The sequence below is a fragment of the Paenibacillus hubeiensis genome, assembly GCF_032334105.1.
GTDB lineage: Bacteria > Bacillota > Bacilli > Paenibacillales > Paenibacillaceae > Paenibacillus > Paenibacillus hubeiensis.
Genome location: NZ_JAVYAE020000003.1, coordinates 566,725 through 590,854 on the forward strand (window position 1 = coordinate 566,725; position 24,130 = coordinate 590,854).

The 24,130-nt window shown below is 53.1% G+C and carries 23 protein-coding genes; all 23 read right to left on the minus strand.

Annotated features, from left to right (window positions below; translation table 11 throughout):
- Positions 1-324: 324 nt before the first annotated feature.
- The 23 genes from RSX24_RS12580 to RSX24_RS12690 all read right to left on the minus strand — a co-directional run bounded on the left by RSX24_RS12580 (position 325) and on the right by RSX24_RS12690 (position 24,111).
- On the minus strand, positions 325-1,275 hold the full coding sequence (locus tag RSX24_RS12580; RefSeq protein ID WP_343260792.1) for a helix-turn-helix transcriptional regulator: 951 nt from the start codon (positions 1,273-1,275) through the stop codon (positions 325-327).
- Between the two features lie 118 nt (positions 1,276-1,393).
- The gene (locus tag RSX24_RS12585; protein ID WP_236416935.1) at positions 1,394-2,596 is read right to left on the minus strand and encodes an MFS transporter; all 1,203 of its coding nucleotides are present in this window, start codon (positions 2,594-2,596) and stop codon (positions 1,394-1,396) included.
- 80 nt (positions 2,597-2,676) lie between these two features.
- Entirely contained in the window at positions 2,677-3,891 is a 1,215-nt protein-coding gene (locus RSX24_RS12590; protein WP_343260793.1) for a M24 family metallopeptidase, read from the minus strand.
- Positions 3,892-3,909: 18 nt separating this feature from the next.
- Entirely contained in the window at positions 3,910-4,731 is an 822-nt protein-coding gene (locus tag RSX24_RS12595; protein ID WP_343260794.1) for an ABC transporter permease, read from the minus strand.
- Entirely contained in the window at positions 4,724-5,641 is a 918-nt protein-coding gene (locus RSX24_RS12600; protein ID WP_343260795.1) for an ABC transporter permease, read from the minus strand. Before RSX24_RS12600 ends, RSX24_RS12595 begins: the two co-directional genes overlap by 8 nt.
- Complete coding sequence (locus tag RSX24_RS12605; protein WP_343260796.1) at positions 5,638-6,756, minus strand: ABC transporter ATP-binding protein; 1,119 nt, start codon at positions 6,754-6,756, stop codon at positions 5,638-5,640. The genes RSX24_RS12600 and RSX24_RS12605 overlap by 4 nt, the downstream gene beginning before the upstream one ends.
- Before the next feature lie 57 nt (positions 6,757-6,813).
- Positions 6,814-7,950 carry an ABC transporter substrate-binding protein gene (locus RSX24_RS12610; protein ID WP_343260797.1) on the minus strand — a complete coding sequence of 379 codons (1,137 nt, stop codon included), beginning with the start codon at positions 7,948-7,950 and terminating at the stop codon, positions 6,814-6,816.
- A gap of 57 nt (positions 7,951-8,007) precedes the next feature.
- Positions 8,008-9,996 (minus strand): hydantoinase B/oxoprolinase family protein, encoded by a 1,989-nt coding sequence (locus RSX24_RS12615; RefSeq protein ID WP_343260798.1) that lies wholly within the window; start codon positions 9,994-9,996, stop codon positions 8,008-8,010.
- Positions 9,996-12,038, minus strand: a complete 2,043-nt coding sequence (locus RSX24_RS12620; RefSeq protein ID WP_343260799.1) for a hydantoinase/oxoprolinase family protein — start codon at positions 12,036-12,038, stop codon at positions 9,996-9,998. Before RSX24_RS12620 ends, RSX24_RS12615 begins: the two co-directional genes overlap by 1 nt.
- Before the next feature lie 15 nt (positions 12,039-12,053).
- Positions 12,054-12,806, minus strand: coding sequence for an FCD domain-containing protein (locus tag RSX24_RS12625; protein WP_236416923.1), 753 nt, complete (start codon positions 12,804-12,806; stop codon positions 12,054-12,056).
- A gap of 243 nt (positions 12,807-13,049) precedes the next feature.
- Positions 13,050-14,120 carry a threonine aldolase family protein gene (locus RSX24_RS12630; protein ID WP_343260800.1) on the minus strand — a complete coding sequence of 357 codons (1,071 nt, stop codon included), beginning with the start codon at positions 14,118-14,120 and terminating at the stop codon, positions 13,050-13,052.
- Positions 14,107-14,565, minus strand: coding sequence for a MarR family winged helix-turn-helix transcriptional regulator (locus tag RSX24_RS12635; RefSeq protein WP_236416921.1), 459 nt, complete (start codon positions 14,563-14,565; stop codon positions 14,107-14,109). The genes RSX24_RS12630 and RSX24_RS12635 overlap by 14 nt, the downstream gene beginning before the upstream one ends.
- 288 nt (positions 14,566-14,853) lie before the next feature.
- Positions 14,854-15,162 (minus strand): hypothetical protein, encoded by a 309-nt coding sequence (locus tag RSX24_RS12640; protein WP_236416920.1) that lies wholly within the window; start codon positions 15,160-15,162, stop codon positions 14,854-14,856.
- An 83-nt stretch (positions 15,163-15,245) separates the two neighbouring features.
- Positions 15,246-16,217 (minus strand): NAD(P)H-dependent flavin oxidoreductase, encoded by a 972-nt coding sequence (locus tag RSX24_RS12645; RefSeq protein WP_343260801.1) that lies wholly within the window; start codon positions 16,215-16,217, stop codon positions 15,246-15,248.
- A 6-nt stretch (positions 16,218-16,223) separates the two neighbouring features.
- A complete protein-coding gene (locus RSX24_RS12650) occupies positions 16,224-17,018 on the minus strand; it encodes an energy-coupling factor transporter transmembrane component T family protein (protein ID WP_343260802.1) in 795 nt (264 codons plus the stop codon).
- On the minus strand, positions 17,008-17,865 hold the full coding sequence (locus RSX24_RS12655) for an ATP-binding cassette domain-containing protein (protein WP_343260803.1): 858 nt from the start codon (positions 17,863-17,865) through the stop codon (positions 17,008-17,010). The genes RSX24_RS12650 and RSX24_RS12655 overlap by 11 nt, the downstream gene beginning before the upstream one ends.
- Entirely contained in the window at positions 17,850-18,659 is an 810-nt protein-coding gene (locus RSX24_RS12660; protein WP_343260804.1) for an energy-coupling factor transporter ATPase, read from the minus strand. The genes RSX24_RS12655 and RSX24_RS12660 overlap by 16 nt, the downstream gene beginning before the upstream one ends.
- Positions 18,660-18,698: 39 nt before the next feature.
- Positions 18,699-20,195 (minus strand): class I adenylate-forming enzyme family protein, encoded by a 1,497-nt coding sequence (locus RSX24_RS12665; RefSeq protein ID WP_343260805.1) that lies wholly within the window; start codon positions 20,193-20,195, stop codon positions 18,699-18,701.
- 60 nt (positions 20,196-20,255) lie between these two features.
- Positions 20,256-20,810: a biotin transporter BioY gene (locus tag RSX24_RS12670; protein ID WP_236416914.1), complete on the minus strand. Its 555-nt coding sequence runs from the start codon at positions 20,808-20,810 to the stop codon at positions 20,256-20,258.
- Positions 20,811-21,061: 251 nt separating this feature from the next.
- A complete protein-coding gene (locus RSX24_RS12675; protein WP_236416913.1) occupies positions 21,062-21,424 on the minus strand; it encodes a DivIVA domain-containing protein in 363 nt (120 codons plus the stop codon).
- Positions 21,425-21,825: 401 nt separating this feature from the next.
- A complete protein-coding gene (locus RSX24_RS12680) occupies positions 21,826-22,413 on the minus strand; it encodes a sugar O-acetyltransferase (protein ID WP_339278385.1) in 588 nt (195 codons plus the stop codon).
- Between the two features lie 179 nt (positions 22,414-22,592).
- Complete coding sequence (locus RSX24_RS12685; protein ID WP_236416912.1) at positions 22,593-23,015, minus strand: VOC family protein; 423 nt, start codon at positions 23,013-23,015, stop codon at positions 22,593-22,595.
- A gap of 76 nt (positions 23,016-23,091) precedes the next feature.
- Positions 23,092-24,111, minus strand: a complete 1,020-nt coding sequence (locus RSX24_RS12690; RefSeq protein ID WP_236416911.1) for a Gfo/Idh/MocA family oxidoreductase — start codon at positions 24,109-24,111, stop codon at positions 23,092-23,094.
- Positions 24,112-24,130: the final 19 nt, after the last annotated feature.

Sequence of the window (24,130 nt, forward strand, 5' to 3'; positions counted from 1 at the left end):
CGCTGCCCGATTCTTGCAGGCGTTGCTTTGCTGGCACTGCACTGCTCATATTATCGCTTTGTGCACTGGTCGTAGTGTCTCTTGCCCGGAAATACAGCTTTCCCGCAAAATAAAACGGCTGCCATGTCCGAAGGTCAAAGACCGCTGCCCAACATTAGACGGGAGCGGTCTTCGGCATCTTCTTTTTATATGCACAAGGGCGTAAATCCGCAGCAAAAATTGCCGAACGGCTGGGGGATGCCGATCCTTTTACCTTTTCTAAAGCAATTTATAAAATACTATAACGTCGTTCCCTCGAAGTTCAATTGACGTTTGGGATTCTGTTCAGTAGCGCGCCATCATGTGCATGATTTCCTGTCTAACCCTCAAGCGGAATGATTCCGGCTCCAATACTTCAACGTCCGCTCCCCAGCCGAGAATCCATTGCAGCAGTTCTTCCTCCTGTCGAACCCGGAAATGAACCACGTATCCCTCCGGCTGCCATTCTTCCGTTTCCATGTAGTGAATGTTCGTTTCTTTCACCCGATCCGCTATAGCTGGATTGAAACGGGCAGAAATACGGACATCCCGATCGTCTCGCGGCATGTATTCATGTAAATTAAAGCCGGTGGGCACTTCGAACCTTTCTTCCGTCATAACGGGATTACTGATTCGGGATACCTTGAAATGACGGGTGTCTCCCCGAAGGTCGCAATGCGCGAGCAGCATCCAACCGGCTTGCACCAACACAAGCCCGAGCGGGGCCACAGTCCGTTCGCTAGCCCGGTTTCCGCTTGGTTCGGGTACCCTTTTGACATAGTTGAAACGCAATTTGTTGCCTGACAGCATCGCGGAACGTATCAGATCCAGGTGTGACTTCTCGGATCGTTTGTGCTCATGCTGCTTCAAATCGGGCAGCATGCGTATGCTGCCGAGAATTCGCTTCGCTTCGTTTTGAATCGGTTCAGGCAAAATCGCTTCGATTTTCCGGCGCGACGATTGCGCATTCTTCCCGTATCGGTCATCGAAACGCCGCTCCACGAAATCGGCTCCGATCAGCAAAGTTACGGCCTCCTCTGCCGTAAAACTGACGGGAGGCAAAAAGTAACCCTCCATTAACGAATATCCGGTGCCGGGGGCACCAACAATGGGCACGCCAGCTTCGCTAAGCGCCTGAATATCCCGGTAAATCGTTCTGACGCTTGTCTCCAGCTTGGCCGCCAGTTCCTGGCCTTTGATCACTCTGGTACGCTGAAGCTCCAGAACGATGGCTAGCTGCCGTTCGGTTTTGTTCATTCGCCCCGCTCCCTTCATGTCCAGATTATATCGCCTCACCCATCAGAATACAAAAACGCTGCTGACACCGTTATGTCAGCAGCGCTTCAATTTATTTTTCACTTGTTCGTGCCGAACGTCAGCAGATCGGATTGCCGCTCTCCCGCCCGGCTCGCCCGTTCAAGAGAAAACGGCATAACGCGAAGCCAGCCATGGCGTACACCCCGATCATGCCCACAATGCCGATCCATCCGAAATGACTGTATATGTATCCTCCACCGGTTCCGCTAACGCTTGAACCCACATAATAAAAGAATAAATACAGGGCGTTTGCCTGTGACTTGTGATTTTCTGCAACAAGACCTACCCAACTGCTGGCAATGGAATGTCCGCCAAAAAATCCAAAGGCAAACAATGCGAGGCCCACGATTTTGACCCACAGCGCCGAATGCATGGTACAGATCGCGCCCGCCAGAATGATCGCAATAGCAATGCCGAGTACATGGGAACGCCCATAACGGTCCGCAAGCCTGCCCATCCAGGTGCTGCTTACGGTGCCCATGAGATATACGACGAAAAGACTGCCTACCAGGGATTGGCTGAGGTGATACGGCGCACCGGTCAGTTCAAAGCCGATGTAATTGAACAGCGTAACAAAGCCTCCCATCAGCAAAAAGCCAAGCCCGTACAAACTCAGGAGCCGGGGATTCCGGCATTGTGACCATAGAAGGCATATCGCCTGGCGCAAGCCGGGAGAAGTCTTGACGAAATTCCGCGACAGCGGAATCAGCAGCCAGAAGACGACGGCTGCGCACAGGCCGAGCATGCCGATAAATCCGATCGCTGTACGCCAACTGAACCAGTCGGTAATGACCCCGCTGATAAATCGCCCGGCGAGCCCCCCGATCGAATTGCCGCTGATGTACAATCCCATGGCGTACCCCAGGCTTGCGGGTTCGATTTCTTCGGACAAATACGTCATCGCCGTGGCAGGCAGACCTGCAAGCGCCACGCCTTGCAGAACGCGGAGCAACAACAGGTCGGCATATCCGTGGCTGAATGCGCTCAGAATGGCAATGACGGAAGACAGCACCAAGGATGCCGTCATGATCAAGCGCCGCCCAAGGGCGTCGGACAACGTGCCGATAAACAACATCGTAATGGCCATCGCCACCGTTGAAACGGAAAGCGTCAGGCTGGATTGTGCCGGAGTAATGGCAAATGCATCGCTAATCTCCGGCATGAGCGGTTGGAGGCTGTATAACAGCGCAAACGTAACGAATCCTGCGGCAAACAGCGCAAGGCTAATGTTTCGAAACGTCTTGGTTCCCTGCTGAATCATTGAAATTCCAACTTTCTCGGCAGGAAAGCTCCTGGATCGGCAGCTGCCTGATCGCTTGCTTTGAAGCCTTCCGGGATTCGTTATTTCGTGAACAATTTGCGCTCCATGCGAGTCAGAAACTCATATCCGTCCGGCGTCACGACCACCGTATCTTCGATTTGGAAGCCGCCTGCGCCGAGTTCGTAATAAGGCACCTCTACGCACAGCACCATGCCAGGCTCCAGAATGTGCTGGTCACCCGGGGAAACGGTCAGATCATCATACAGCTCCAGGCCGATGGCATGCCCGACATGCTGTCTACGGTAATGCGGGATGCCTTCGCGCTGTACGCGGGACACCGCCGCATGAAATATGTCTGCGGCCTTTACGCCAGGGCGTACGGCTTCAAGCGCCGTCTCCCATCCGCTTTTTACGGCGTTGAAATGCTTTTTCATCCATGCCGTCGGTTCGCCGGCAACGACGGTACGTCCCGTATCAGCCCAGTAGCCGTCCAACTGCATGCATAGATCGAAGCGGATTTGGTCCCCTTGCTCGATCGTATGGAAATAGTTTTCGATCAGCGGCAAGGCGCTGCGCGGTCCTGCTCCCACGGCCGTCATGGCCGGCGTTCCGCCTGCGCGCATCACGGCAAGCCGATAATGGTCCGCCAGTTCCTTTTCATGCACGCCTGCCGCGATAAGCTCGATCAGCTCCCGCTCGATCCGTTCATTGACCTCAGCGGCGCGGCGCAGCCGTTCGATCTCGAACGGCGTTTTCACAAGCCGGATATGCCGGAACAATGTATACGCGGGAACAACAGCCCCATCCGGCAAGGCATCTTGGACCTGGGCCCAAATATCCGGCGCAATCCGCATTTCGTCGATGCCGATAGGCTGATTTTCAATGCCAAGGTGCTTCAACGCAGCAAACAAGGCATCTGCCGCTCCTTTGTGAATCACCGTCGTTTGCAGCAAGGAATAGAACAGATCAATGTCAGCGGTGGAAGGTTTGCCTTCGATTGTTCCCTCAACAAAGAAATCGCTATAAGCAAAAATGTCAACGTTTGTGATGCCGAACTGGGCGACGACCCCCAGACGATTCGTCGGAATGACGATGCACGGCCTTGCCGAACGGTCGGCGGGCAGTATGGCATAGATCTGCATCGTCCAATTGCTGGCTCGCAATTGCGATCCAATGACATAATGGATATTTTCCGGCGTTGTGGCAACCAGCGCTTGGAGTCCCTGCGCTTTCATGACTTCATCCGCACGGTCTCTGTTCAAGCTTGAACCTTCGGATGGTTGCTGTGGATTCATAGTTTCGAGTCCTCCCTTTTATTTTTTTCTGCTGCCAAACCATCCTTCGAGTCCCGGAATGGAGCGAAGCACCAGCTTGATCGCCATGAATAGAGCCAAGGCACCGACGATCAGTACAACCGACACGGCCGCGATCGTGGGGTCCTGCCACTTCTCCATGTAGAGGAAAAGCTGGATCGGCAGCGTATAGCTGTCCTGGCGCAGCAGCAGCAGCGCAGCTTCGACCTGGTCAAACGTAAATACAAAGGCGATCGACCCGGACAACAACATGGCGAATTTGAGCTGCGGCAGCGTAATGGTGAAAAAGATCCGCCACGGGCTTGCCCCGAGATCGGCCGCAGCCTCCCGATGGACCGGCTTCAGGTTCGCCAACGCACTGCCCACAATGGTCAATATAAATGGCAGCACGATGACGGCTTCTCCCAATACAAGTCCGAACAGTCCGCCAGCGATGTGCATTTTGGAGAACAGAATCAGATAGGCGATTCCCAGCGTAATTTTCGGCATGACCATGGGCGATACAAAGAAAGCCCGCAGCAATCCCGCACCCGGGAAAGGATGCTGCACGATGGCTGCTGCAGCGAGCGTCCCCGTTACCAATGCCAGCAATACGGCTCCCGCCGATGCGATCAGGCTGTTTTTGAAAGCATCAAGAAACTGGGTTTGCTCCCGCAGGTTGGCATACCATTCCAAGGTGAAGCCTTGGGGCGGAAATTTGCTTGCCGATCCGGAACCGACTGACGTGAATGCAATCATTAATAGTGGGAGCAACAAGTATACGGCGACCGCCCCAACGAACACCGCGAGAAGCCATTTGGTTACGCGTCCCGACTTAACCATGTGCACGTCCTCCTTCCCTGGAACGACGGAACATAAGCCATTCCGCACCTTTGTTGACCAGCAGCGACACCACGACGGATGACACCAGCAGGAACAGGCTTGCCACTGCCGCCATCGGCCAGTTTGTGTCCAGCGTTCGCTGGTAGATGAAGACCGGCAGCGTCATCACCCTGCCCCCGCCGATCAGCTGAGGGGTCGTAAATGCAGTCAGGCACAGCGTAAACACGATCTGTATGCCGCTTGCAATACCTCTGGCCGACAATGGCAGCGTAATGGTAAAAAAAGTTCGCCAGCTGCCGGCTCCGAGATCCTGCGCCGCTGCTTTGAGCGAAGCATCGCTCTGCGACAGCACGTTCAGGATCGGAAAGACCATAAATGGCAGAAAGATGTGCACAAGGGCAATGACAACGCCCGTCTCGTTATTCATCATGTTGAACCCTTCCTCGGTCATGCCCAGATGAATGAACAGCCAGTTCATGAAACCTTGTTTGGACAGAAGCAACTGCCAGCCATAGGAACGAACCACCGCACTCACGAGCAGCGGCAGAAACGTAAGCAGCAGCAAAAACTGCTTCCATCCCGGCTTCTTCAAGCCGGCGATGAAATAAGCGAGCGGATACGCAAGCAACAAGCTCCACGCTGTAACTTTAAACGCGATGCGGAACGTGTTTCCGATCAGTTTCCAATAATATGGATCCGATAGAAACGCGCGGTACGTGCTTAAGTCCCAACCTCGAACCAGCTTGCCGTTGTCGTACATGTCGAAGCTGTATCTTCCGAAAATCAGCAATCCGCCGAGATACACAATGCCCATTAGCAGCAATGCCGGCAAAAGGAGCAGCAATTGGGTCGTCCATTTGCGGTGGCCGGACGAATACATGTTTACGACCTTTTCGGTAATCCGGCTCATGATGCCGCACCCGCACCGGAGTCAGCGAGCAGCAAGGCATCTTCCGGATCAAAACCGAGCTGCACGGCTTCGCCCGGCGCATAGCGCAATCCTCCGCGCTGATGCGGAACACTTGCTTGGATGTGCAGGTTACCCAGCGTTTCGATGACATAACGGATACTTGCTCCGCCGTACACACTTTCGATAACACGGCCTTGCAATTGGTTGGTGCAGTTGGCCGCCTCGTCTCCAAGACGAATATACTCGTAGCGAATCGATAACGAATGCTTCGCACCTTGCCGGAATGCGACAGGTTCTTCGTTTGTTCCCGCAAGCAGCGAATGCCCCTGAATGCTCACGCGGATCCCATTTGAAGCGGGCTCGTCCACGGACACGTCCAGTAGATTCGTATCCCCAATAAACTTGGCCACAAAGCTGTTGGCAGGTTTCTCATAAATTTCGTCCGGCGTCGCGTATTGAAGCAATTGGCCAGCACGCATAACGCCGATGCGGTCGGACATGTTCATCGCCTCGCTTTGGTCATGCGTGACGAAGATAAAGGTGCCGCCGAATTCGCGCTGGATGCGCTTCAGTTCCCGCTGCATGTCGAGGCGCAGCTGCATATCGAGCGCGGAGAGCGGTTCGTCCAGCAGCAGCACTTCGGGTTTGTTGATCAGCGCTCTCGCAATCGCTACGCGCTGTGCCTGTCCGCCGGACAGCTGCGATACGGCCCGTCTGCCGTAATCCCCAAGCTGCACAAGTTCCAGCATCTCATGGACCTGGCGTTTGATCTCGGCTTTAGGCGTCCTTTTCACCTTGAGTCCGTAAGCGATGTTGTTGAATACATCCATGTGCGGGAACAGCGCCAGCTGCTGGAAAATCATATTGCTGCTGCGGCCGTATGCCGGAACGCCCGTGACATCCTGCCCGCCGAGCATGATGATTCCGTCATCGGGCTGTTCGAGCCCGCCCAGCATTCGGAGCAGCGTCGTTTTGCCGCAGCCGCTCGGGCCCAGAAGGGAGACAAACTCTCCCTTGTTGACCTGAAGCGTAACTTGATCGACGGCAGCCCGTCCCCCATAAATTTTCGTAACGCGCTTTGCCTCGATCGAGACGGATTCCTGCCCATTGCTCATCTCGGGTCCTCCTATCCCTGCCTGGGGATAAATTCGTCTATGTTCCAGGCGACTATATTATTGAAGATTGGTTTTGACGAGGCGATCCCACAGTTCCTTCCATGCAGAGCTGTCCCGGGCGAGCACGTCCCAATCGGGATTGATGCCTTTGCTTTGCGTTTCTACCGAGAACGAAGGATCATCCTTGTATTTATCCGGCACGGCAGCGGCAGTGCTGGTCACCGGCGTGCCGGTTGCTTCGGCGTAACGTGTCAACGCGTCGGCACTCAGCAGCTCATTGATGATTTCATTGGCCACGCGTGTTTGTTCAGGCGTCGAACCTTTGACGACTTGGAGCGAATACGGGAACGAAATCGCTCCTTCTTTCGGGTAGGCTACGGCAAGCGGCGAACCGCCGTCGATCCAGGTTTGGGCAACCTGTGCGCTGAATGGCGCAATCAGGGCATCGCCGGATTCGAGCAGTGCTTTCAACTGGTCATTGGATGTAACGAGGGTACCGATTTGGTCGCTATGGTCAGCCCAATATTGGAATGCAGGTTCGGGATTGTCGTACGATGCGCCGATCTCCTGTCCTTTGGTCGCGATCAGCGGCGAAATATAGGAATAGAACATGTAGTCCCACAATGCGGTTTTGCCTTTGAATTGCTCGTTCTCCCACAGGTCGTTCCAGCTCGTCGGCGGCGTGGTTACCAGATCCTTGTTGTAAACGAGGGCAAAGCTCGATACGCCCCACACGACGCCTTTGTTGTCAGGCTGGTGGAACTGCTCGGGAATGTCCTTGATGTTCGTCACGATGCTGGTATCCAGCGGCTCCCACATGTCATCGTTCACACCTTTGGCCGTGGCATCCGCATTAAAGTAACCGAAGTTGACGACAGGGTTATCCGGATCGGCCTGTTTGCCTGCTACCATTTTGGGATACATGATTGCATTGGAGGATTCCTCGAAAGTAACTTCAACGTTCGGATGTTCCTTGACATATTCGGCAACCACTTCTTTAGGCACGATATCCTGGTTGGAGCCTGCCCAGATAAACATGGTCAGCTTGATTTTATCGCCGCTGCTGTCCGAAGCATCCCCACTCTCGGAAGCTGTACCCGAGTTGCTTGCCCCGCCGCAGGCCGAAAGTACGAGCGAAGCGGTCAGCGTCAACGAAGCCAGGCTGAAAAAACGTTTGCGGTTTGATTTAAACATACGAATTCCCCCATAAGATTAGTTGGTTAATACGATTACAAGTTTACATGTTCAGGCTTACTGATGACCGATTCCCTGTAGTCCGATGTTTTTCCTCAACCCGTTCACGATGGCGGCTATTTCCTGTGGCGTCACGGATGAACCGGCGGCATGTCTTTGTTCCACGATATCCATCGTCCGGCGTTTCAAATAATCCCGGAGGGCGAGTGGATATTCCTTTAGTGCCTGTCCCAGCGTCAACTGCATCTCATCGCTCCAGATTGCTTCAAATTGTTCCCTGGTCGGACCATAGCTGAATTCTTGCGCATGCTGCTGCTTGGCAGACCGCAGTGCGTGTGTCCCAGACTCGTCGACATCCGTGCCCTTCACTACGACGCCGTAAAGCTCCCGCGCTTTTTCCAGGGAAAGCAAACCGCTTCGAACGTCTGCCAGCACCGACTGTGCATGCCGGTTTAACGGGTTGCCGTATCCTCCCCCGCCTTGGGACAGGAAGGTTACGGTATCCCCGGGTTGCAGCAGCAGTTCGTCAATCCGGCCAAGATTTTTCTCTTCCGGAAGTCCCGCGTTAAGGATGGCCTCTCCATGCGTGCCGACATCGCCGCCCAGCCTGCCCCATGGCTGAAACTCCATGCGTTCCATATTCCGTGCTGTCATGATCGTATCCGGTGTTACGATTCTGACGCGCAATGCGATCCCGCTTCCACCGCGATATTCGCCGGCGCCCGCCGAATCTTCACGGAGCCCGTAATGCTCGATCAGCACCGGCATTTCGGACTCGACCGTTTCGGCCGGAATGTTGCGCAGGTGTCCAACGGCAAAATCCATTCCGTCAATACCGTCTTTCATCGGCCTTGCTCCTGAACCGCCGCAAATCGGTTGAATGACCCCGACCTTTTTCTTTCCGTCCGCTGCGTCCGTCATCGCCATCATGACGATGCACGCTTGCCCCGCGCCGGCTGCGGGTACTTTGCTCGCCTCGGCTTTGCAAAGAGCGCCCGTGATCACGTCCATCAGACGGATGAACGTTGCCGCCCGTGCCCCGACGGCAGCCATCGGTTCCGGATTGAGCACCGAGGCCGGCGGCGCGTAATTGCGCACCATTCGAATCATGCCGGAGTTCCATGGGATCGTCGGGTCCAGCGTGCGGAAATAGCGAATCAACGCCGGTACAAGCATGTAATGCCCTTGCTGATTATGCGTCGGGATATTGAACGAAGCCCGAACCTGAGGATCGGTGCCGCTAAAATCGAGATGAATGTCGCTATCCTCGATCGTCATCTTGCAGCGCAAGCGGATGGGGTATCCTCCGGGTCCCTTCTCGAGATAATCCCAGAAATCGTAAGCTCCGTCCGGAATATCCCGAACGATGGCACGTGCCTTCATTTCGGCATATTCGAGCAATTGCTCGATGCCTTGCTCAATCCGTTCCACGCCATAACGAGCGACCAGTTCGGCAAGGCGCTGTTCACCCCGGTTCAGGGCAGCCATCAGCGCTTTGAGGTCGCCAAGGTTTTGCTCCGGAATCCGGCTGTTATCCAGAAACAATCGCATGACATGCTCGTTCAACACGCCAGCTTCATATAACTTGACCGGAGCGATGCGAATGCCTTCCATGTGAATATCGTACGCGCTGGGAGATACGCTCCCCGGCACCTTGCCGCCAACATCGGATGAGTGCACGAAACACATGCCGTAAGCAATGACGCGCCCCTCGTGGAAGTAGGGTTTGATCAGATGAATGTCGGGAAGGTGGGTCACCATGCCTTTCGTGGCATAAGGATCATTGCAGATAACCAAATCCCCTTCCTGCCAATCCTCGATACTACGTATCGTCGCTTCTGCAGGAATACCGAGCGAGAGGTTATAACCTGTTTCCAGCGGTGAACCAAACGTCTCCCCTGAAGGAGACAACAGATATGTGCCGAAATCGCCGGTCTCTTTGACAAAAGCGGTAAACCCTGTTCGCAGAACGACGTTCGCCATTTCCTCGACCGCTGCTTGGATCCGATTGTTGAAAATTTCCAGAAACACCTTGTCCGCGATCATTACGTCGCCTCCCCGATCAGATTGCCATGCGCGTCCCTGCGTACGTTAAAACCTGGAGGTACAAAAATCGTCGTATCATACTCCTCCACGATAACCGGACCCGGGATGCCCGCATCCAGCGGAATCTGTTCCCTTGTCAACACTTTCGCCGTTCTCCGCGCATGATCGAACGTTATGTTTCGTTCCTCTGCTCCACTTGCGTGGTTGACTTGGGCAAACGAATCCACGCTCCCATGGTTCGGCACGATGCCGACAATCGTCGCCCGCAGGCTGATGAACATCACCTCCGATTCCGGCTGGCTGATTCCGAACACATTTTGATAGAATGTATGGAACTTTGATTTTGCCTTTTCGGGATGGTCAATTTCTTCCTGCGTCAATGCAATTTCCAAATCAAAGGCCTGTCCTTCATATCGCATATCGGCGCTATAGAGACAGTAGACGCTCTCCAGTTCCACGCCGCCCCGTGCCTCTACCTCTACCCAGCTTCGTCCCTGCCGTTCCAGATCCGCATAAAAGGAAGCCAACTCTCCGCCTGCTAAAGCTTGGCTGCTCTTGTGAAGCGAAAAGACAAAGTCGTTTCGGAGATTGGCCACCGTGCAGCCCATCGCACATAACGTTCCAGGAGCAGGCGGAACAAGCACTCGGCGGATGCCGACTTCCCGCGCCATCAGAAATGCATGCATGGGGCCGGCTCCCCCATAAGCCAGAAGTGTGAAATCGCGCGGATCAATGCCCTTGCGAGCCATGAGCGGCGAAAATTGGGCATACATGTTGGCTGTGGCGACATCGAGAATCGCCTGTGCCGTTTGCGTTGCATCAAGGCCCAGCCTATGGCCCACAGCGTTCAGTGCACGTTCCGCAAGCTCAGGATAGAGATGCATCTGGCCGCCGAGAAAACGATCCGCCTGCAAGATGCCGAGCTGCAAGTATGCGTCTGTCGTTGTTGGCTCCTCACCGCCCCGGCCGTAACACGCAGGACCTGGATAAGCCCCGGCGCTGCGTGGGCCAACCTTAAGGACGCCGACCGTGTCCAGCCATGCAACCGATCCGCCTCCAGCCCCGATGGCCGTAACGTCCACGGCAGGCAAGATGACCGGAAAATCACCGACTTTGTTCTCGGTGGAATACGCCGGCTCTTTGTCGATCAAAGCCACATCCACACTTGTGCCACCCATGTCGAACGTAATGACTTGATCGATGCCTGCCTTCCGGGCAATATGCGTCGCTGCAATGACGCCTGAGGCAGGTCCCGAAAGCAAGGTGCGAACAGGCTCGCTAGCCGCACTTGCCGCTGTCATGATGCCGCCATTGGACATCGTGGAGAGCAGGTTTGCTTTTAACCCATATTCATGAATACCCTCCTGAAGCCGTACAAAGTAAGAGCCCATGCGTTCTCCCACATATGCATTCATGGCGGTGGCCAGCGTACGCTCGAATTCGCGCTGCTGCGGCCAAATGGCGCTGCTTCGGCAAATGAACAATTGCGGATGCCGTTCCCGGATGATTTCTTCCGCTTCCTTCTCATGAGCAGGGTTGGCGTAAGAGTGCATAAAGCTGATCGCCAGCGCCGTAATGCCTTCCTCCACCAGTTCGTCAACTGCCTGAACAAGCTGATCACTGTTTAGCGGCTGCAGCACGTCCCCGCTTGCAAGCGCCCGTTCGTCGATTTCTTTGACGAGATATCTCGGTACAAGCGCCTCCGTCTTATCGCCGTACAGGTTCGTCGTATCCTCCAAGCGAAGTCTCCGGATTTCAAGAATGTCGCGGAAACCCTTTGTAACAAGCAGCCCTGTAACCGCTCCGTTGCGTTCGATCAATGTGTTGACGCCAAGCGTCGTGCCGTGGACGAACAGGTCGATATCGCCAATTTTCACGCCTTGTGCCTGAAGCTGATCCAATGCGTTAAAGATGGCCCGTTCAGGCGCTTCGGCGATGGATGGCGTCTTCAGCGCAGCGATCATCCTGCCTTGCCGATCCGTCACCAGCGCGTCCGTGAACGTGCCCCCGATGTCGATACCCAAGCGATAATTTGTGGTCACAAGTTCATCTCCTTTTCAACGCGCTTTCTCGATGCTAAGCGACTGGTTTTTCATGGAAAAGTAACGTTTGACGTCCTCGATCATCTGGTTGATGTGATTGACCATCGCGGCTTCGGCATCTTCCGGAGAACGCGATATAATGGCATCCAGAATCTGACGGTGATCGACCACTAATTCGCTCCCGACCGTACGCCGGATATACGCGGTCTCCAGAAAGTCCCTGCTCGTGTCCCATACCAATTCGACGGCATGGAGCAAGAACTGGTTCTGGGCCGCATAAGCCAGCAGCCGGTGGAATTCCCGATCTTCCTCATAAGGAATAACGTTCTGCGCCAATTGCCGGTTCTGTGCCTCGATGGATTGTTCGAGCAGATGGATGTACTCTTTCGTGGCACGTTCCGCAGCCAGCGAAGCAATCTCCCGTTCCAGCGCCCTTCGGGCGACGAGAATGTCGAGCAGCGCTTTTTCGCCCGAATGGTTCAGCGTCTGAATCAGGCGCGAGTTCACGTTTTTCTGCTGCAATTCCCGTTCCGTCGTCTTCAGTCGTTCCAGGCCCGCTTCGGTCAATACACGGCCTTTTCGCCCTTCAAGCACCGTGTACCCCTCGACATCCATTTCCATAAGCCGTCTTCCGATGGTAGCCTGGCTGAGGCCGTATCTTTTTCCCAACGTATGCACGAGCGTGCTTGCACCGACAGGAGCAATCGCATCCCGAAGTTGTTTCAAGAGCTCGTACTCCAATTCCAATTCGTATAACTCTGGAGCCACATGTTTCCCCCCCTTGTATGTAGGTTTTCTTTTTTATTGTTACTCACTGATGATTAACGTATTACATGAAGTATAACGGTAAACCTCTATAATATCAATCATTCTGACCAAATTAGTATGAATTAAATGGAGTATACCTGCTTTTCATTCCCATAAATACGATAAAAGCCGCCCAAAGGCGGCTCTTGCAGAATCATATATAGTCTGAAGCAAACTATTCGCAACTCACTCACAGCTGCAATCTCACGCTGATGTATAGCTAAGATGGGCGGATGCAAGCTGTATTCTGTGAATGTCATCGGTCAGCATGTCCACATGTTCCTTTTTGGTTGCCCAGCTTGTACAGATCCGGACGACCGTGTGCGTGTCGCCAAGTTTTTCCCAGACGGAGAAAGAATAGGTTTGGCTTAACGTTTCAAATACGTTGTTCGGCAAAATCGGAAATAGTTGATTCGTTCCGGAGTTATAGCGCATCCCGAATCCGTTCAACACAAATGCGTTTCGAATGTCCGTTGCCATCCGTACCGCATGGCGGGATACGTCATAATAGAGCCCGTCCTCAAACATCGTTTCGAACTGAATGCCAAGCAGTCTGCCTTTGGCCAGCAGTCCTCCACGCTGCTTGATCTGATATCTGAATCCCTGCTTGAGGTCATCGTTGACGATCACGACAGCTTCCCCGAACAACGCCCCTAGTTTTGTTCCTCCGATGTAAAAGACGTCACACAGTCGGGCAATATCCGCCAACTCAAGATCACTGCCTTCGGAAACCAGTCCATACCCCAATCTGGCACCATCCATAAAGAGGGGAAGTCCGCATTCCCTGCACGCACGGCTCAGTGCTTCCAATTCGCTCAGGCTGTACGTTGTGCCATACTCGGTCGGGTGCGATATATAAACCAAACCAGGTTGAACCATGTGCTCCCGGTTGCCGCTGTTCCAGTGGGTCATATGTAATTCCCGGATTTGCTCGGCTCTCAGTTTTCCATCGTCGCTGGGAAGGGTAAGCACCTTATGGCCTGTCGCCTCGATTGCCCCGGTTTCCAATGTTGCGATATGCCCGGACACAGCGGCCACTGCCCCTTGATGGGGGCGCAATATCGAAGAAATCACCGTCGTGTTCGTCTGCGTTCCGCCAACCAAAAAGTGCACGTCTGCTTGCTCTGCATGACATGCTTTTCGGATCAGGCCTCTTGCCCTTTCGCAATAGATATCCGTGCTGTATCCCGGAGTCTGCTCTTCATTGGTTTGAACGATGCGCTCCAGAATCCGCCCATGCGCACCCTCCGCATAATCATTGTCAAAACGTATCATTGCCTGCACCTTCCGAAATTTCTAATTTTTGTTGAATCAACACCATGGACGCATGGATCTCTCGAATATCCTTTTCCGACAAGTTTTTGAATAAACGGTGGATTTGCTCATCCGATTTTTGATCCAATTGGGAAAACACCTCAAGACCCTTATCTGTCAACGAAATCAGGCTTGTTCTGCTGTCCGACTCCGAATTTTCTTTCCTGATGAGTCCTTCCTTGCCCAGTTTGGCAATAATTCTGCTCATATAGCTGCGATCAATATCCAGCTTCTCGACCAGACTGTTCGCAATGCATTGTCCCATAAAACCGATCTCCAGAATGACTCGCGCTTCAGTAAAAGAGTACTTGGAAGTCAATATATGTTTGTCCAGCAGCCCAAGGATGCTTGTATAGAAACGGTTGAATTTGCGGATATCCGCAACGATCGGATCAGTCGGATACATCGTCAATCCCCTTTTTTGTGGACTATGTCAACAAATAATGTAGATCGTTTTGTGGACGTTGTCAACTAATATTTGATGAAAGACGCTCTCACGTCCCCATCCTCGTCTCACCACGCAAAAAGGGCCAACCGGTAATTACCGGCCGACCCATTTCTGGAACAGTGCCCATAGAGGGCCACGGTTTGCTAATTTCAAGAGCGACGTATTCCACAACTCGTTCAGAAGCGAACTCGGACAAAGACAACAAAAAAAGCCGCCACATCTGGCGACTTCCTACGTTATACGCACTTATCCTTCAACGATGTCTGCTTGCAAATCGGTTGCAATTTCGATCATTTTGGGAACGACGGCTTCGCTGCTGACCGCAACATACAGGTCTCCATCATAAAGACGGAATGGAATTTCCGCCTCCCCTAGGTTCCACATGAAGAAGTCCCCTTCAATGGTCATCGTGCTTTCAGGCCCTTTGACGACAAGAGTCGAAGAATAGGCAAAATCGGCTTTGGATTCAAAATATCCTTTGCATTCTTCAAGCGAAATCGCCGGGTCATTATGGTTTTCCTGCATCGTGCGCGTGATCCGAAAACGCTGGTTCATGGTTATGCCTCCAAAAATCAATATTCACCTTCATAGAGAAAAGAAAGCTGGCTCCCATACAGTATAATGGATGTCCTTGAATGTCAATGTTCGCGCCTACCGCCCCACTTATTCCGAATGCACTCCGCTTCGTTAACCATACGCTCCATCAGTTCGGATACGGAAGGCACATCCTGAATGAGACCTGCCACTTGGCCGGACCAGCCGAAGCCCTCTCCTTCCGATCCGTCATGAATCCAGCGCCTGTTAACGTCACCGCTAATGAGCGGCATAAGCTGCTCGATGCCGTCCCCTCTCTGTTCTGCGGCAAGGATTCTCTCGGCGGCAGCGTTTCGCAGCACCCTTCCCGGCTGACCGATGGATGCTTTGATCACGGTCGTGTCCGCCTCCGAACGGTTCACTAAAGCCTGCTTGTAAGAGGCCGATGCAGCCGCGCATTCCTGCGTCGCCACAAACCTCGTGCCCATGACGATCCCTTCGGCACCAAGAGCCAGCGCAGCCATCCAGCCGCGCCCATCACCGATTCCGCCTGCGGCAATGACGGGAATCCGTATCGTATCTGCGATGCTGGGAACCAAGACCATCGTTCCCACGCCGTCGCGCCCAAGATGGCCGCCGCCTTCGTGACCAACCGCCATGACCGCCGATGCGCCGAGCTGTTCCGCCTTTTGCGCTTGTCTGCGGGAGGACACCAGCACAAGGGTATGAATGCTTTCGCGTTCCAATGCTCGCAGCATTTCAGCAGGATTGCCTCCCGTTATGCTTACGACCGGAACCTGCTCTTCAATAATGGCCGCAAGCCGTGCTTCCATATCAGTGCGATGCATGCCGAGCGCAAGATTGACGCCGAACGGCTTGTCCGTCAACGTCCGCACCCGTCGAATTTCGCGGCGAAGCGTCTCGGCATCCGGCAGGCTCATGGCTGTAATTTGCCCCAACCCGCCCGCGTTTGATACGGCCGCGGCAAGCTCGGAGTACCCCAAGTAGGCAAGCCCGCCTTGAATGATCGGATACCGGATGCGAAGCATGTCCGTGATACGCGTATTCCAATCCATCCGTCGCTAACCTCCCCATATCATCCATAACGCAATGGCCATTGCGCTTCCGCCGATCCAATAATCGGCCTTGGCCAGCTTTAATTGCCGATAAGAACTTCTCCCCCTGCCATCCCCATAAGCTCTGGCCTCAATGGCCAACGTGAGTTGTTCCGCCCGTTGAATCGTCGTCATGAACAGCGGGACCACGACTGGAATATAAGCAAACAACCGTCTCGGCAGGGGCATGGCGGCGATATCGTAACCCCTGGCCTTCTGGGCAAGCAAGATGCGGTCCATCTCCTCCAGAATCGTCGGGATAAAACGAATCGCGATGGTAATCATCAGCGAAACCTGCTCCACGGGCACGCGCAAACGCGAAAGCGGCGACATCAGCTTTTCCAAGCCTTGGGCAAGTGTTAGCGGTTTGGTCGTTAACGTTAAGACGGATGCCAGCATAATCATCAATGCAATGCGCCACACAACGGTTATTCCCGCTTCGATGCCATCCACAGTTAACGTAATGACCGACCAGGTCCAGATGACGTGATCTCCATGGGTGAAGAAGGCATTATATAAAAGCGTAAATGTTAATATAAACCAGACCGGCTTCAGCGTCTTCACATATACAGGCAGCGGAATGCGCGACAAGAGGACGCAAACCAGCACCAAAACGGTAGCCAAAGCAAATCCCAATAATGTCGCGACCCTAAGCAAACCGAACATGATCATCATAAGACTAACCAGCTTCGTGCGCGGATCAAGCCTGTGCATCAGCGATTCTTTGGCCATGAACTGTCCGAACAGAATATTATTTTGCATACGGGCTCCTCGCTTGCCATACCGCCGACACTTGTTCCAGAATGTCGGTTTCCCTGCAGCTGCCCGTATCTACGGACCGGCCGGACAACTCCTCGACGAGATGCAGCAGCTGCACGGCTTCCGGCAGCGGCAGGCCAGCCTGATCCATCACAGCGCCTTTTTGCAAAAACAACGTATGTACGTCGCAATGCTCCAACAATTGGCCGTCATGAAATACCATGACCTCATCCGAATACTCCGCAACGTCTTCCATCCGATGCGAAATAAATACGATCGTGCGCTGCCCCGCCCGCTGCCATTCACGCAGCATATGCAGCACTTCCATACGGGCCGCCGGATCCAGTCCCGACGTCGGTTCGTCGAGAATAAGCAGTGCCGGGTCCATCAGCAGCACGGAAGCCAGTGCCACACGCCTTCTCTGGCCGCCGCTTAGCTGGAATGGCGCAAGATCCAACAGTTCTTTAGACAGTCCGACTTGCGGCAAAACGCGGTCGATGGCCTCCGCGATCCGCTGTGAGCCCCATCCTTGCATTCGCGGCGCAAAAGCCAGCTCTCTGGCGACGGTAGTTTCGAACAACTGATGTTCAGGCACCTGAAAAACGATGCCCACATCATGAATCACGCCATCCCTTCCTTTGCCGTCTCCGAAAATTCGCCGCTCATCGATGCGATACTCTCCTTCATCGGGGATGACGAGTCCTTTCAATACATGGGCAAACGTCGATTTACCCGCGCCGCTGCGGCCGACGATCGAGATCCAGCGTCCTTCCCGCAAAGTGCACGTCACGTTGCGCAATGCCGTCCGCTCCGCAAAATGGACGCTAACCCGGTTTAGCTCGTATGCCATCGTTCCCGAATCCACTCCTTCCAGTCCGGCGTAAGCGGCTTGTCCCCGACGGAACCTGCCAACGCCATTCGCAGTCTGGCTGCGAACGGCTGCTCCAATCCGTATTCGTTCAACGGCTGCGTTTCAAAGAACGCCGCAGGCGTTCCGTCGAATGCCATCCGTCCGGCATTCAACGATATCACGCGCTCCGCATAGAGCACTTCATCCATATGATGCGTGATATGAATGACGGTGACGCCGCGAAGATGCAGCTCTTGCAAAATGCACATAATCTGCCGTCTTCCTTCCGGATCAAGCATCGATGTCGCTTCATCCAGAACGATGACGTCCGGCTGCATGGCCAGTATGGCCGCAATGGCCACGCGCTGCTTCTGCCCGCCCGACAATTGATGCGGGCTCATCTCCGCTTCCCGCTCGAGTCCGACTTCGTTCAACACCTGATGTAAGCGGACATGCATCTCAGCCCGGGACAGGCGAATGTTTTCCATGCCGAACACAATCTCGTCCGTTACCGTCGTCGTAATGAATTGATCATCCGGATTCTGGAAGACCATGCCGATATGTTGATGGATCTTTGCCGCCTCTTCCGGCTTGGAAGTACACCAATCATCAAATCGGATCTCGCCTTTCTTCGGCTGCAGCAGCCCCTTCATCAACTTGGCGAGGGTTGACTTGCCCGAACCGTTTCCACCGATGATGGCGGCGAATTCGCCTTTGGGGACAGACAGGCTGATATCGTGCAGAACGTCCTGTCCTTTGCGATAATAAAAATGAACCTGATCCAAGGTCAGCATAAACGGCATCGTCTCCTTTCTTTCATCCTTAATCTGAGTCTATCCCTTATTCAAACACGCTTGTTCTTTCATAAGCTGGCGGGCAATCTTGCCACTGCTCGTATAGGCAAACCTTCTCACCGTCACCAGCGCTTTCGGGATTTTGTATGCTGCCAGGCCGTATTGCTTGCAAACCTGCTTTATTTCGTCCAAACTCCATTCCGGCACCTCTGCATGCCACTGGATCATCGCCGTAACCCGCTCTCCCCAACGCTCGTCCGGTTTGCCGAAGACCATCACCTCCCGAATGGAAGGAATCCGCTGCAGGACGGCCTCCACTTCCTCCGGAAACACCTTCAATCCGCCGGTTTTGATCATGTTCTGCACCCGTCCTGCCAAATAAAGATAACCGTCCTGATCGACATACATGTAATCTCCCGTTCTGAGCCAGCCTTCCCTGAAAGCCCCTGCCGTTTCTTCCGGCAGCTGATGATAGGCTTTGAACATCATCGGGCTTCGGAGGAAAAGTTCGCCCGCGGTGCCTGCGGGCACTTCCAGAAAACGATCGTTCCGGATCGAGATTTCTACGCCCTTGAACGGTCTCCCCAGCGATCCGGGGCGCTTCTCCCGAAGGACATCCATGTAACTGATATAACTCGCTTCCGAAGAACCGTAATACTCGTATAAAGCCGTACCGGCAAACACTTCCCGGCACCGCTCCTTCGACCGTTCCAGCCATTGACCGCCCGAACTGATCAGCGCCTGAATCGAGCCGGAATGCTCAACTGCGGAAGCATGCTGCAACAAAGCATCGATCATGGCAGGCACGACAAACAAGACCATGCCACGTACGTCGGAACAGAGCTCCATGACGTTTTGCGCGACAAATCTCTCCATGACATAAAAGGTCGCACCGCTGTACAAAGACTGCACCAATGCAAACAGGGACAAGGAATGCACGAACGGTCCCGGGGCCAGCACATGCTCCATCGACTCAAGCCGAAAGGCTTCTTCCGTGGCATCGAAACTGCGCAGCCAAGAAAGGTGCGTACGCATGTACCCTTTAGGCACTCCCGTTGTGCCTGAGGTGAAGCCCACGAACAACAACTCGTTGGACGCGTCCACACATGACGTAGGAGGATGCGAAGCTAGCCACGGTTCATAAGTGCCTGTTTGTTCCTTGTCTTCGAACGTCAAGCAGAGAATGCCGTCATGCCGAGCCCGGAATTCTTCCAACCTCGCTCCCTCGCCAAAAATGACCTTGGGCTTGCAGCTTGCAATGACGCCCTCCAGTTGATTCGTCGTCCAACCGGTATCCAGCAGAACCGGCACACATCCTGCCTGCACTGCGCCGAGGAACACTTCCGCAAATTCTACCCGATTGGCGGACAGGATGGCAATCATGTCTTGCGGGGCGCAGTGTTGCCCCAATCCGGCAGCAATTCTTCCGACTCGCTCGGTAAGCTGCGAATAGGTAAGTTGTCCGCTTCCGTGGCGAATGGCTATACGATCGGGATACCGGGTTGCGCGATTCAGAATGGGCTCCGCCAGATTCATTTCGTATCCCCTTTCATTCATACTGGTCGCTCGATCCTAGAACCGCAGTATGGCTCCATGTCAGGAATGGTGGATCTTCTCTTCGATCGGGCTGATCGCTTTAAGCTGCACGACGATGACAGAAGCAATGACCGCCTTGATCAGATCCCCCGGAAGATACGAAGCCGAGCTCACGATTCCAGCCCAAACGGGCGTATTGGTAATAAGAGCCATGACAGGCGCACCGATCAGGCTGACCAGGATGACGCCGAATATAATATTGATGACCACGAGTTTCCATGTTTTCAGTTTGGGCCAGACGTTCTCGGATGCCCAGCCAATGCAGAACGCAGCAATGGGCCAACTGAAAATGAATCCTGCGGAAGGGCCCACCAGCACCGCCATTCCGCCGCGTCCACTCGGGAGCACCGGCAGGCCGATCGCAATCAGCAGAATAAACAACACCAGGCTGATGGCTGCCATACGTTTCCCCAAAAAGCAGCCTGCCAACATGACGCCAAGTGTCTGCGCGGTAATCGGCACGGGGATGAATCCAAGCGGGATGGGCGGGATCAAGCCCAATACGGCAATGAACGCAGCGAATAATGCGGCGTATACCAGTTCTTTCGTTTTCAAATGCAGTACCTCCACCATATGAACCAAATTTTAGCGTCGACGTCTAATGCATTGAATTATAGTTTGGTCGATTATATTTGTAAACCATTAATTTAATATCAGGTTTACAATAACCCGAGAACCCATTATTAAAGTTGAACTATATAAACCGGAAAAAAGATACACACGTAAACGGAGAGGCAGCAGCAATCTCGAGAAGCGAAGCGCGTAGACAGAAATTAAAAAAACACCCTTTCAAGGGTGCCCCGAAATCACGAATGATGTATCCTGTTCAATTCGCGAACGCTGTATTCGAGTTGTTTAATGACGCCTTCCAGATGTTTGCGCTGGGTGAAATTCCGGTTCCATTCCGGTTCTGCATGTTCCTTCAAACGACGAATCTGATGTTCGTAGTCGTGCTGCTGTTCCATCATGTCCACGATATGCGCATAAAAACGCTCGTAATCTTTGACAACCTGATCAAGGAATTGGTCGACGGTTTTCGGATCATATCCGCGGACCGTGTATTTGAATTTTATTTCGTGAACTTGTTGGGCGTCCATGCTTATGCCCAGCTGCTCAAACAATTGTTTTTGTTTTTTCAGTCGACGACTCATGTATTCTTCCATATCCATTTTTCCGATGCCCCCATTATCTGCTCATGCCGCATTTATAATTTGAGTTGTACTAAGTGAAGTAAACTATTGCCTGATATGATCTGTCTTCCAATCGAAAAGAGTATTTCCCCTTTCTCATCCTATATGATTGCTGTCTTCATCCGTAAATACCTCCAAAACGTCCATACTTCTGTGAATCGTGTACAGCAGGGAGCATGTTGCCCATCCCGAGATCACGATGATTCTTTAAGTATAACGATGGGGAATAAACATTTTCTAAACATTCGCTCGCCAATTTCAATGACGGAATATCGCCCACCTTTTTGGGTCTAAGGAACGCAGAAAAAAAGAAAGCCGCCTTACGGCGGCGGCGGCTTCCTGCGATATGCAGTCGTATGAACGATGCGGTTTTCGTTGCTTTACCTTTTCGGGTATTTATGTTTGTCCTCTTCCGTAATTTCCCGGATGACCCGGCACGGATTACCTGCGGCGATAACCCCTGAAGGAATATTTTTGGTGACCACGCTTCCCGCTCCGATCACGGTGTTGTCGCCGATGGTGACGCCAGGCAGAATGGAAACGCCACCGCCGATCCACACGTTGTTTCCTATGGCAATGGGCAAAGCGATTTCAAGTCCTCGATTGCGCTGCTCGACGTCAATCGGGTGTCCTGCCGTGTAAAAACCGCAGTTCGGTGCAACGAACACATTGTCGCCAAATGTGATTTTACCTGCGTCAAGCATGACGGCATTATGGTTGCAATAGAAGTTTTCGCCGATTTCGATGTTGTATCCTTGATCGCATACGAAGGGCTGCTCGATCAAAAATTTGTCCCCGGTCTTGGCAAAAAGCCGGCGAATTATGCTTTCCCGCTCCTCCAACATGCCTGGACGGAGATGATTATAGTCATAACACAGTTCTTTCGCCTGCAAACGTTCCGCAACCAACTGGGGATCGTTGTTGTTGTCGTACAGCCATCCTTGAGCCGCTTTCTCTTTTTCGGTCATGCTCATGCTTGCCCTGCTCCTTCTTATATCATATGCCTGCCTATACTCCATGACTAACTCTACCATAGTCTGGAATAAACGAACAGGCACGCGACTTCATGCATTGAAGGCTTCGCTCTCTGTTCCATGCTCATGCTGCTTTAACTCACGCTTGCATCCCCGTTATATGTTTATGTTATTTATGCTTCAGCTTCCCACTGCGGATTCCAGACAATCTCCCACAGATGACCGTCAGGGTCCTGGAAATAACCTGAATATCCGCCCCAGAACGTGTCATGCGCCTCCACCGCAATGCTTGCTCCAGCTTTCCGCGCCTGCTCCATCGCCTGATCCACTTCTTCTTTGCTGCCCACGTTGTGCCCGATCGTAAACGTGACCGGACTTGAAGGCGTTAGCGGAAGACCCGTGTCATGAGCAATATCTTTTCGGCTCCAAACGGCCAATCTCAACCCTGGCTGCAAATCAAAAAAGGCAACTGCACCGTGCTCAAACTGCTGCCCTACGATACCTTCTGTCGGAAATCCAAGCCCATCGCGGTAAAATGCAAGCGATCTTTCCAAATCATCCACACCCAAAGTGAGCACCGTGATTCGTGGTTTCATGGTGGTTCCTCCCGTCCATATTTCGGCGACGCAATGCCCGATTGTCCATTTTTTTATCGCAGAAACGTCCTCATATCTACTTGCATCCTTGGATGCCGGCCTCCAGCATTTCCATGTTCCAGAGCGTTTCCTCGTCGCGGATCATTTTGGGAGAGCCATAAAAAATGGCATTATAGAGGTCCTCATACACTCGTCCATAATCCCCGCGCTCAGATACCACTTTCTCCTCATGATAAACACCTTCCTCATCCACATAGGTCAGCGTTCCATAATGTTCAGGCAGATCCACACCGAAGTCGTCATGTCCTTCGGGTAGATAAAACAGCTTCAAATGCTCTTCTTGCCGATCCTTGGTTTGTTTGACGAAAACGCCCTTTTTGCCGTAAAGCACAAAGCTCGGCCGCTCCTTCAGCCGGAAAAAACTCGATTTGATCGACACCTTCAGTGCGCCGTAGTACAGGTCCAGATCAAAATAATCATTCATCCTCCCCTGTCCGAGCAATTGTCTCACGTCGCAATGAACGCGTTCGGGTTTTCCGAACCAGGACACAACCTGATCAATGGTGTGGCAGCCATGGCCATACAGATAACTGGATAGATAGGAAAAATGCGTGGTCGATTCCGGGATCTCTGGCCGAAAATAATCGAAGTGCATTTCCACTTCCAGCAATTCCCCCAGCTTTCCGCTCTGCAGCACCTTTTGTGCAGTCAGAAAATCCGAATCGTATCGGCGATTCTGATAACATTGAACCAGCAGGTTCTTCTCCCGCGCGTAATTGAAAATGGACACAGCCTCTTCATGCGTCATCATGAACGGTTTTTCGACCAACACGTGCTTGCCGTGGTCCAACGCCATTTTTGCGTAATCATAATGCGTATCCGTATGCGTGCACACTACGATTAACCGGATGTCCGGATCGCTCATCATGCGTTCAAGCTGGTCCGTATACTCGATGCCTGGAATTCGTTCCCATTCACTTTTCTCCGGGTGGCGGGAGTAGATGGTTTTGACTTTCATATGGTCCCGTGTCAGGACAAACGGCAAATGATAGCGATTGGTGCTTTTTCCGTTTCCGATATATCCGATAGTTAACATGATCCAATATCCCCTTTTT

Coding starts and splice junctions, on each gene's coding strand:
- RSX24_RS12580 (WP_343260792.1), bottom strand. CDS start 1,275: ATGAACAAAACCGAACGGCAGCTAGCCATCGTTCTGGAGCTTCAGCGT.
- RSX24_RS12585 (WP_236416935.1), bottom strand. CDS start 2,596: ATGATTCAGCAGGGAACCAAGACGTTTCGAAACATTAGCCTTGCGCTG.
- RSX24_RS12590 (WP_343260793.1), bottom strand. CDS start 3,891: ATGAATCCACAGCAACCATCCGAAGGTTCAAGCTTGAACAGAGACCGT.
- RSX24_RS12595 (WP_343260794.1), bottom strand. CDS start 4,731: ATGGTTAAGTCGGGACGCGTAACCAAATGGCTTCTCGCGGTGTTCGTT.
- RSX24_RS12600 (WP_343260795.1), bottom strand. CDS start 5,641: ATGAGCCGGATTACCGAAAAGGTCGTAAACATGTATTCGTCCGGCCAC.
- RSX24_RS12605 (WP_343260796.1), bottom strand. CDS start 6,756: ATGAGCAATGGGCAGGAATCCGTCTCGATCGAGGCAAAGCGCGTTACG.
- RSX24_RS12610 (WP_343260797.1), bottom strand. CDS start 7,950: ATGTTTAAATCAAACCGCAAACGTTTTTTCAGCCTGGCTTCGTTGACG.
- RSX24_RS12615 (WP_343260798.1), bottom strand. CDS start 9,996: ATGATCGCGGACAAGGTGTTTCTGGAAATTTTCAACAATCGGATCCAA.
- RSX24_RS12630 (WP_343260800.1), bottom strand. CDS start 14,120: ATGATACGTTTTGACAATGATTATGCGGAGGGTGCGCATGGGCGGATT.
- RSX24_RS12635 (WP_236416921.1), bottom strand. CDS start 14,565: ATGTATCCGACTGATCCGATCGTTGCGGATATCCGCAAATTCAACCGT.
- RSX24_RS12640 (WP_236416920.1), bottom strand. CDS start 15,162: ATGAACCAGCGTTTTCGGATCACGCGCACGATGCAGGAAAACCATAAT.
- RSX24_RS12645 (WP_343260801.1), bottom strand. CDS start 16,217: ATGGATTGGAATACGCGTATCACGGACATGCTTCGCATCCGGTATCCG.
- RSX24_RS12650 (WP_343260802.1), bottom strand. CDS start 17,018: ATGCAAAATAATATTCTGTTCGGACAGTTCATGGCCAAAGAATCGCTG.
- RSX24_RS12655 (WP_343260803.1), bottom strand. CDS start 17,865: ATGGCATACGAGCTAAACCGGGTTAGCGTCCATTTTGCGGAGCGGACG.
- RSX24_RS12660 (WP_343260804.1), bottom strand. CDS start 18,659: ATGCTGACCTTGGATCAGGTTCATTTTTATTATCGCAAAGGACAGGAC.
- RSX24_RS12665 (WP_343260805.1), bottom strand. CDS start 20,195: ATGAATCTGGCGGAGCCCATTCTGAATCGCGCAACCCGGTATCCCGAT.
- RSX24_RS12675 (WP_236416913.1), bottom strand. CDS start 21,424: ATGGATATGGAAGAATACATGAGTCGTCGACTGAAAAAACAAAAACAA.
- RSX24_RS12680 (WP_339278385.1), bottom strand. CDS start 22,413: ATGACCGAAAAAGAGAAAGCGGCTCAAGGATGGCTGTACGACAACAAC.
- RSX24_RS12685 (WP_236416912.1), bottom strand. CDS start 23,015: ATGAAACCACGAATCACGGTGCTCACTTTGGGTGTGGATGATTTGGAA.
- RSX24_RS12690 (WP_236416911.1), bottom strand. CDS start 24,111: ATGTTAACTATCGGATATATCGGAAACGGAAAAAGCACCAATCGCTAT.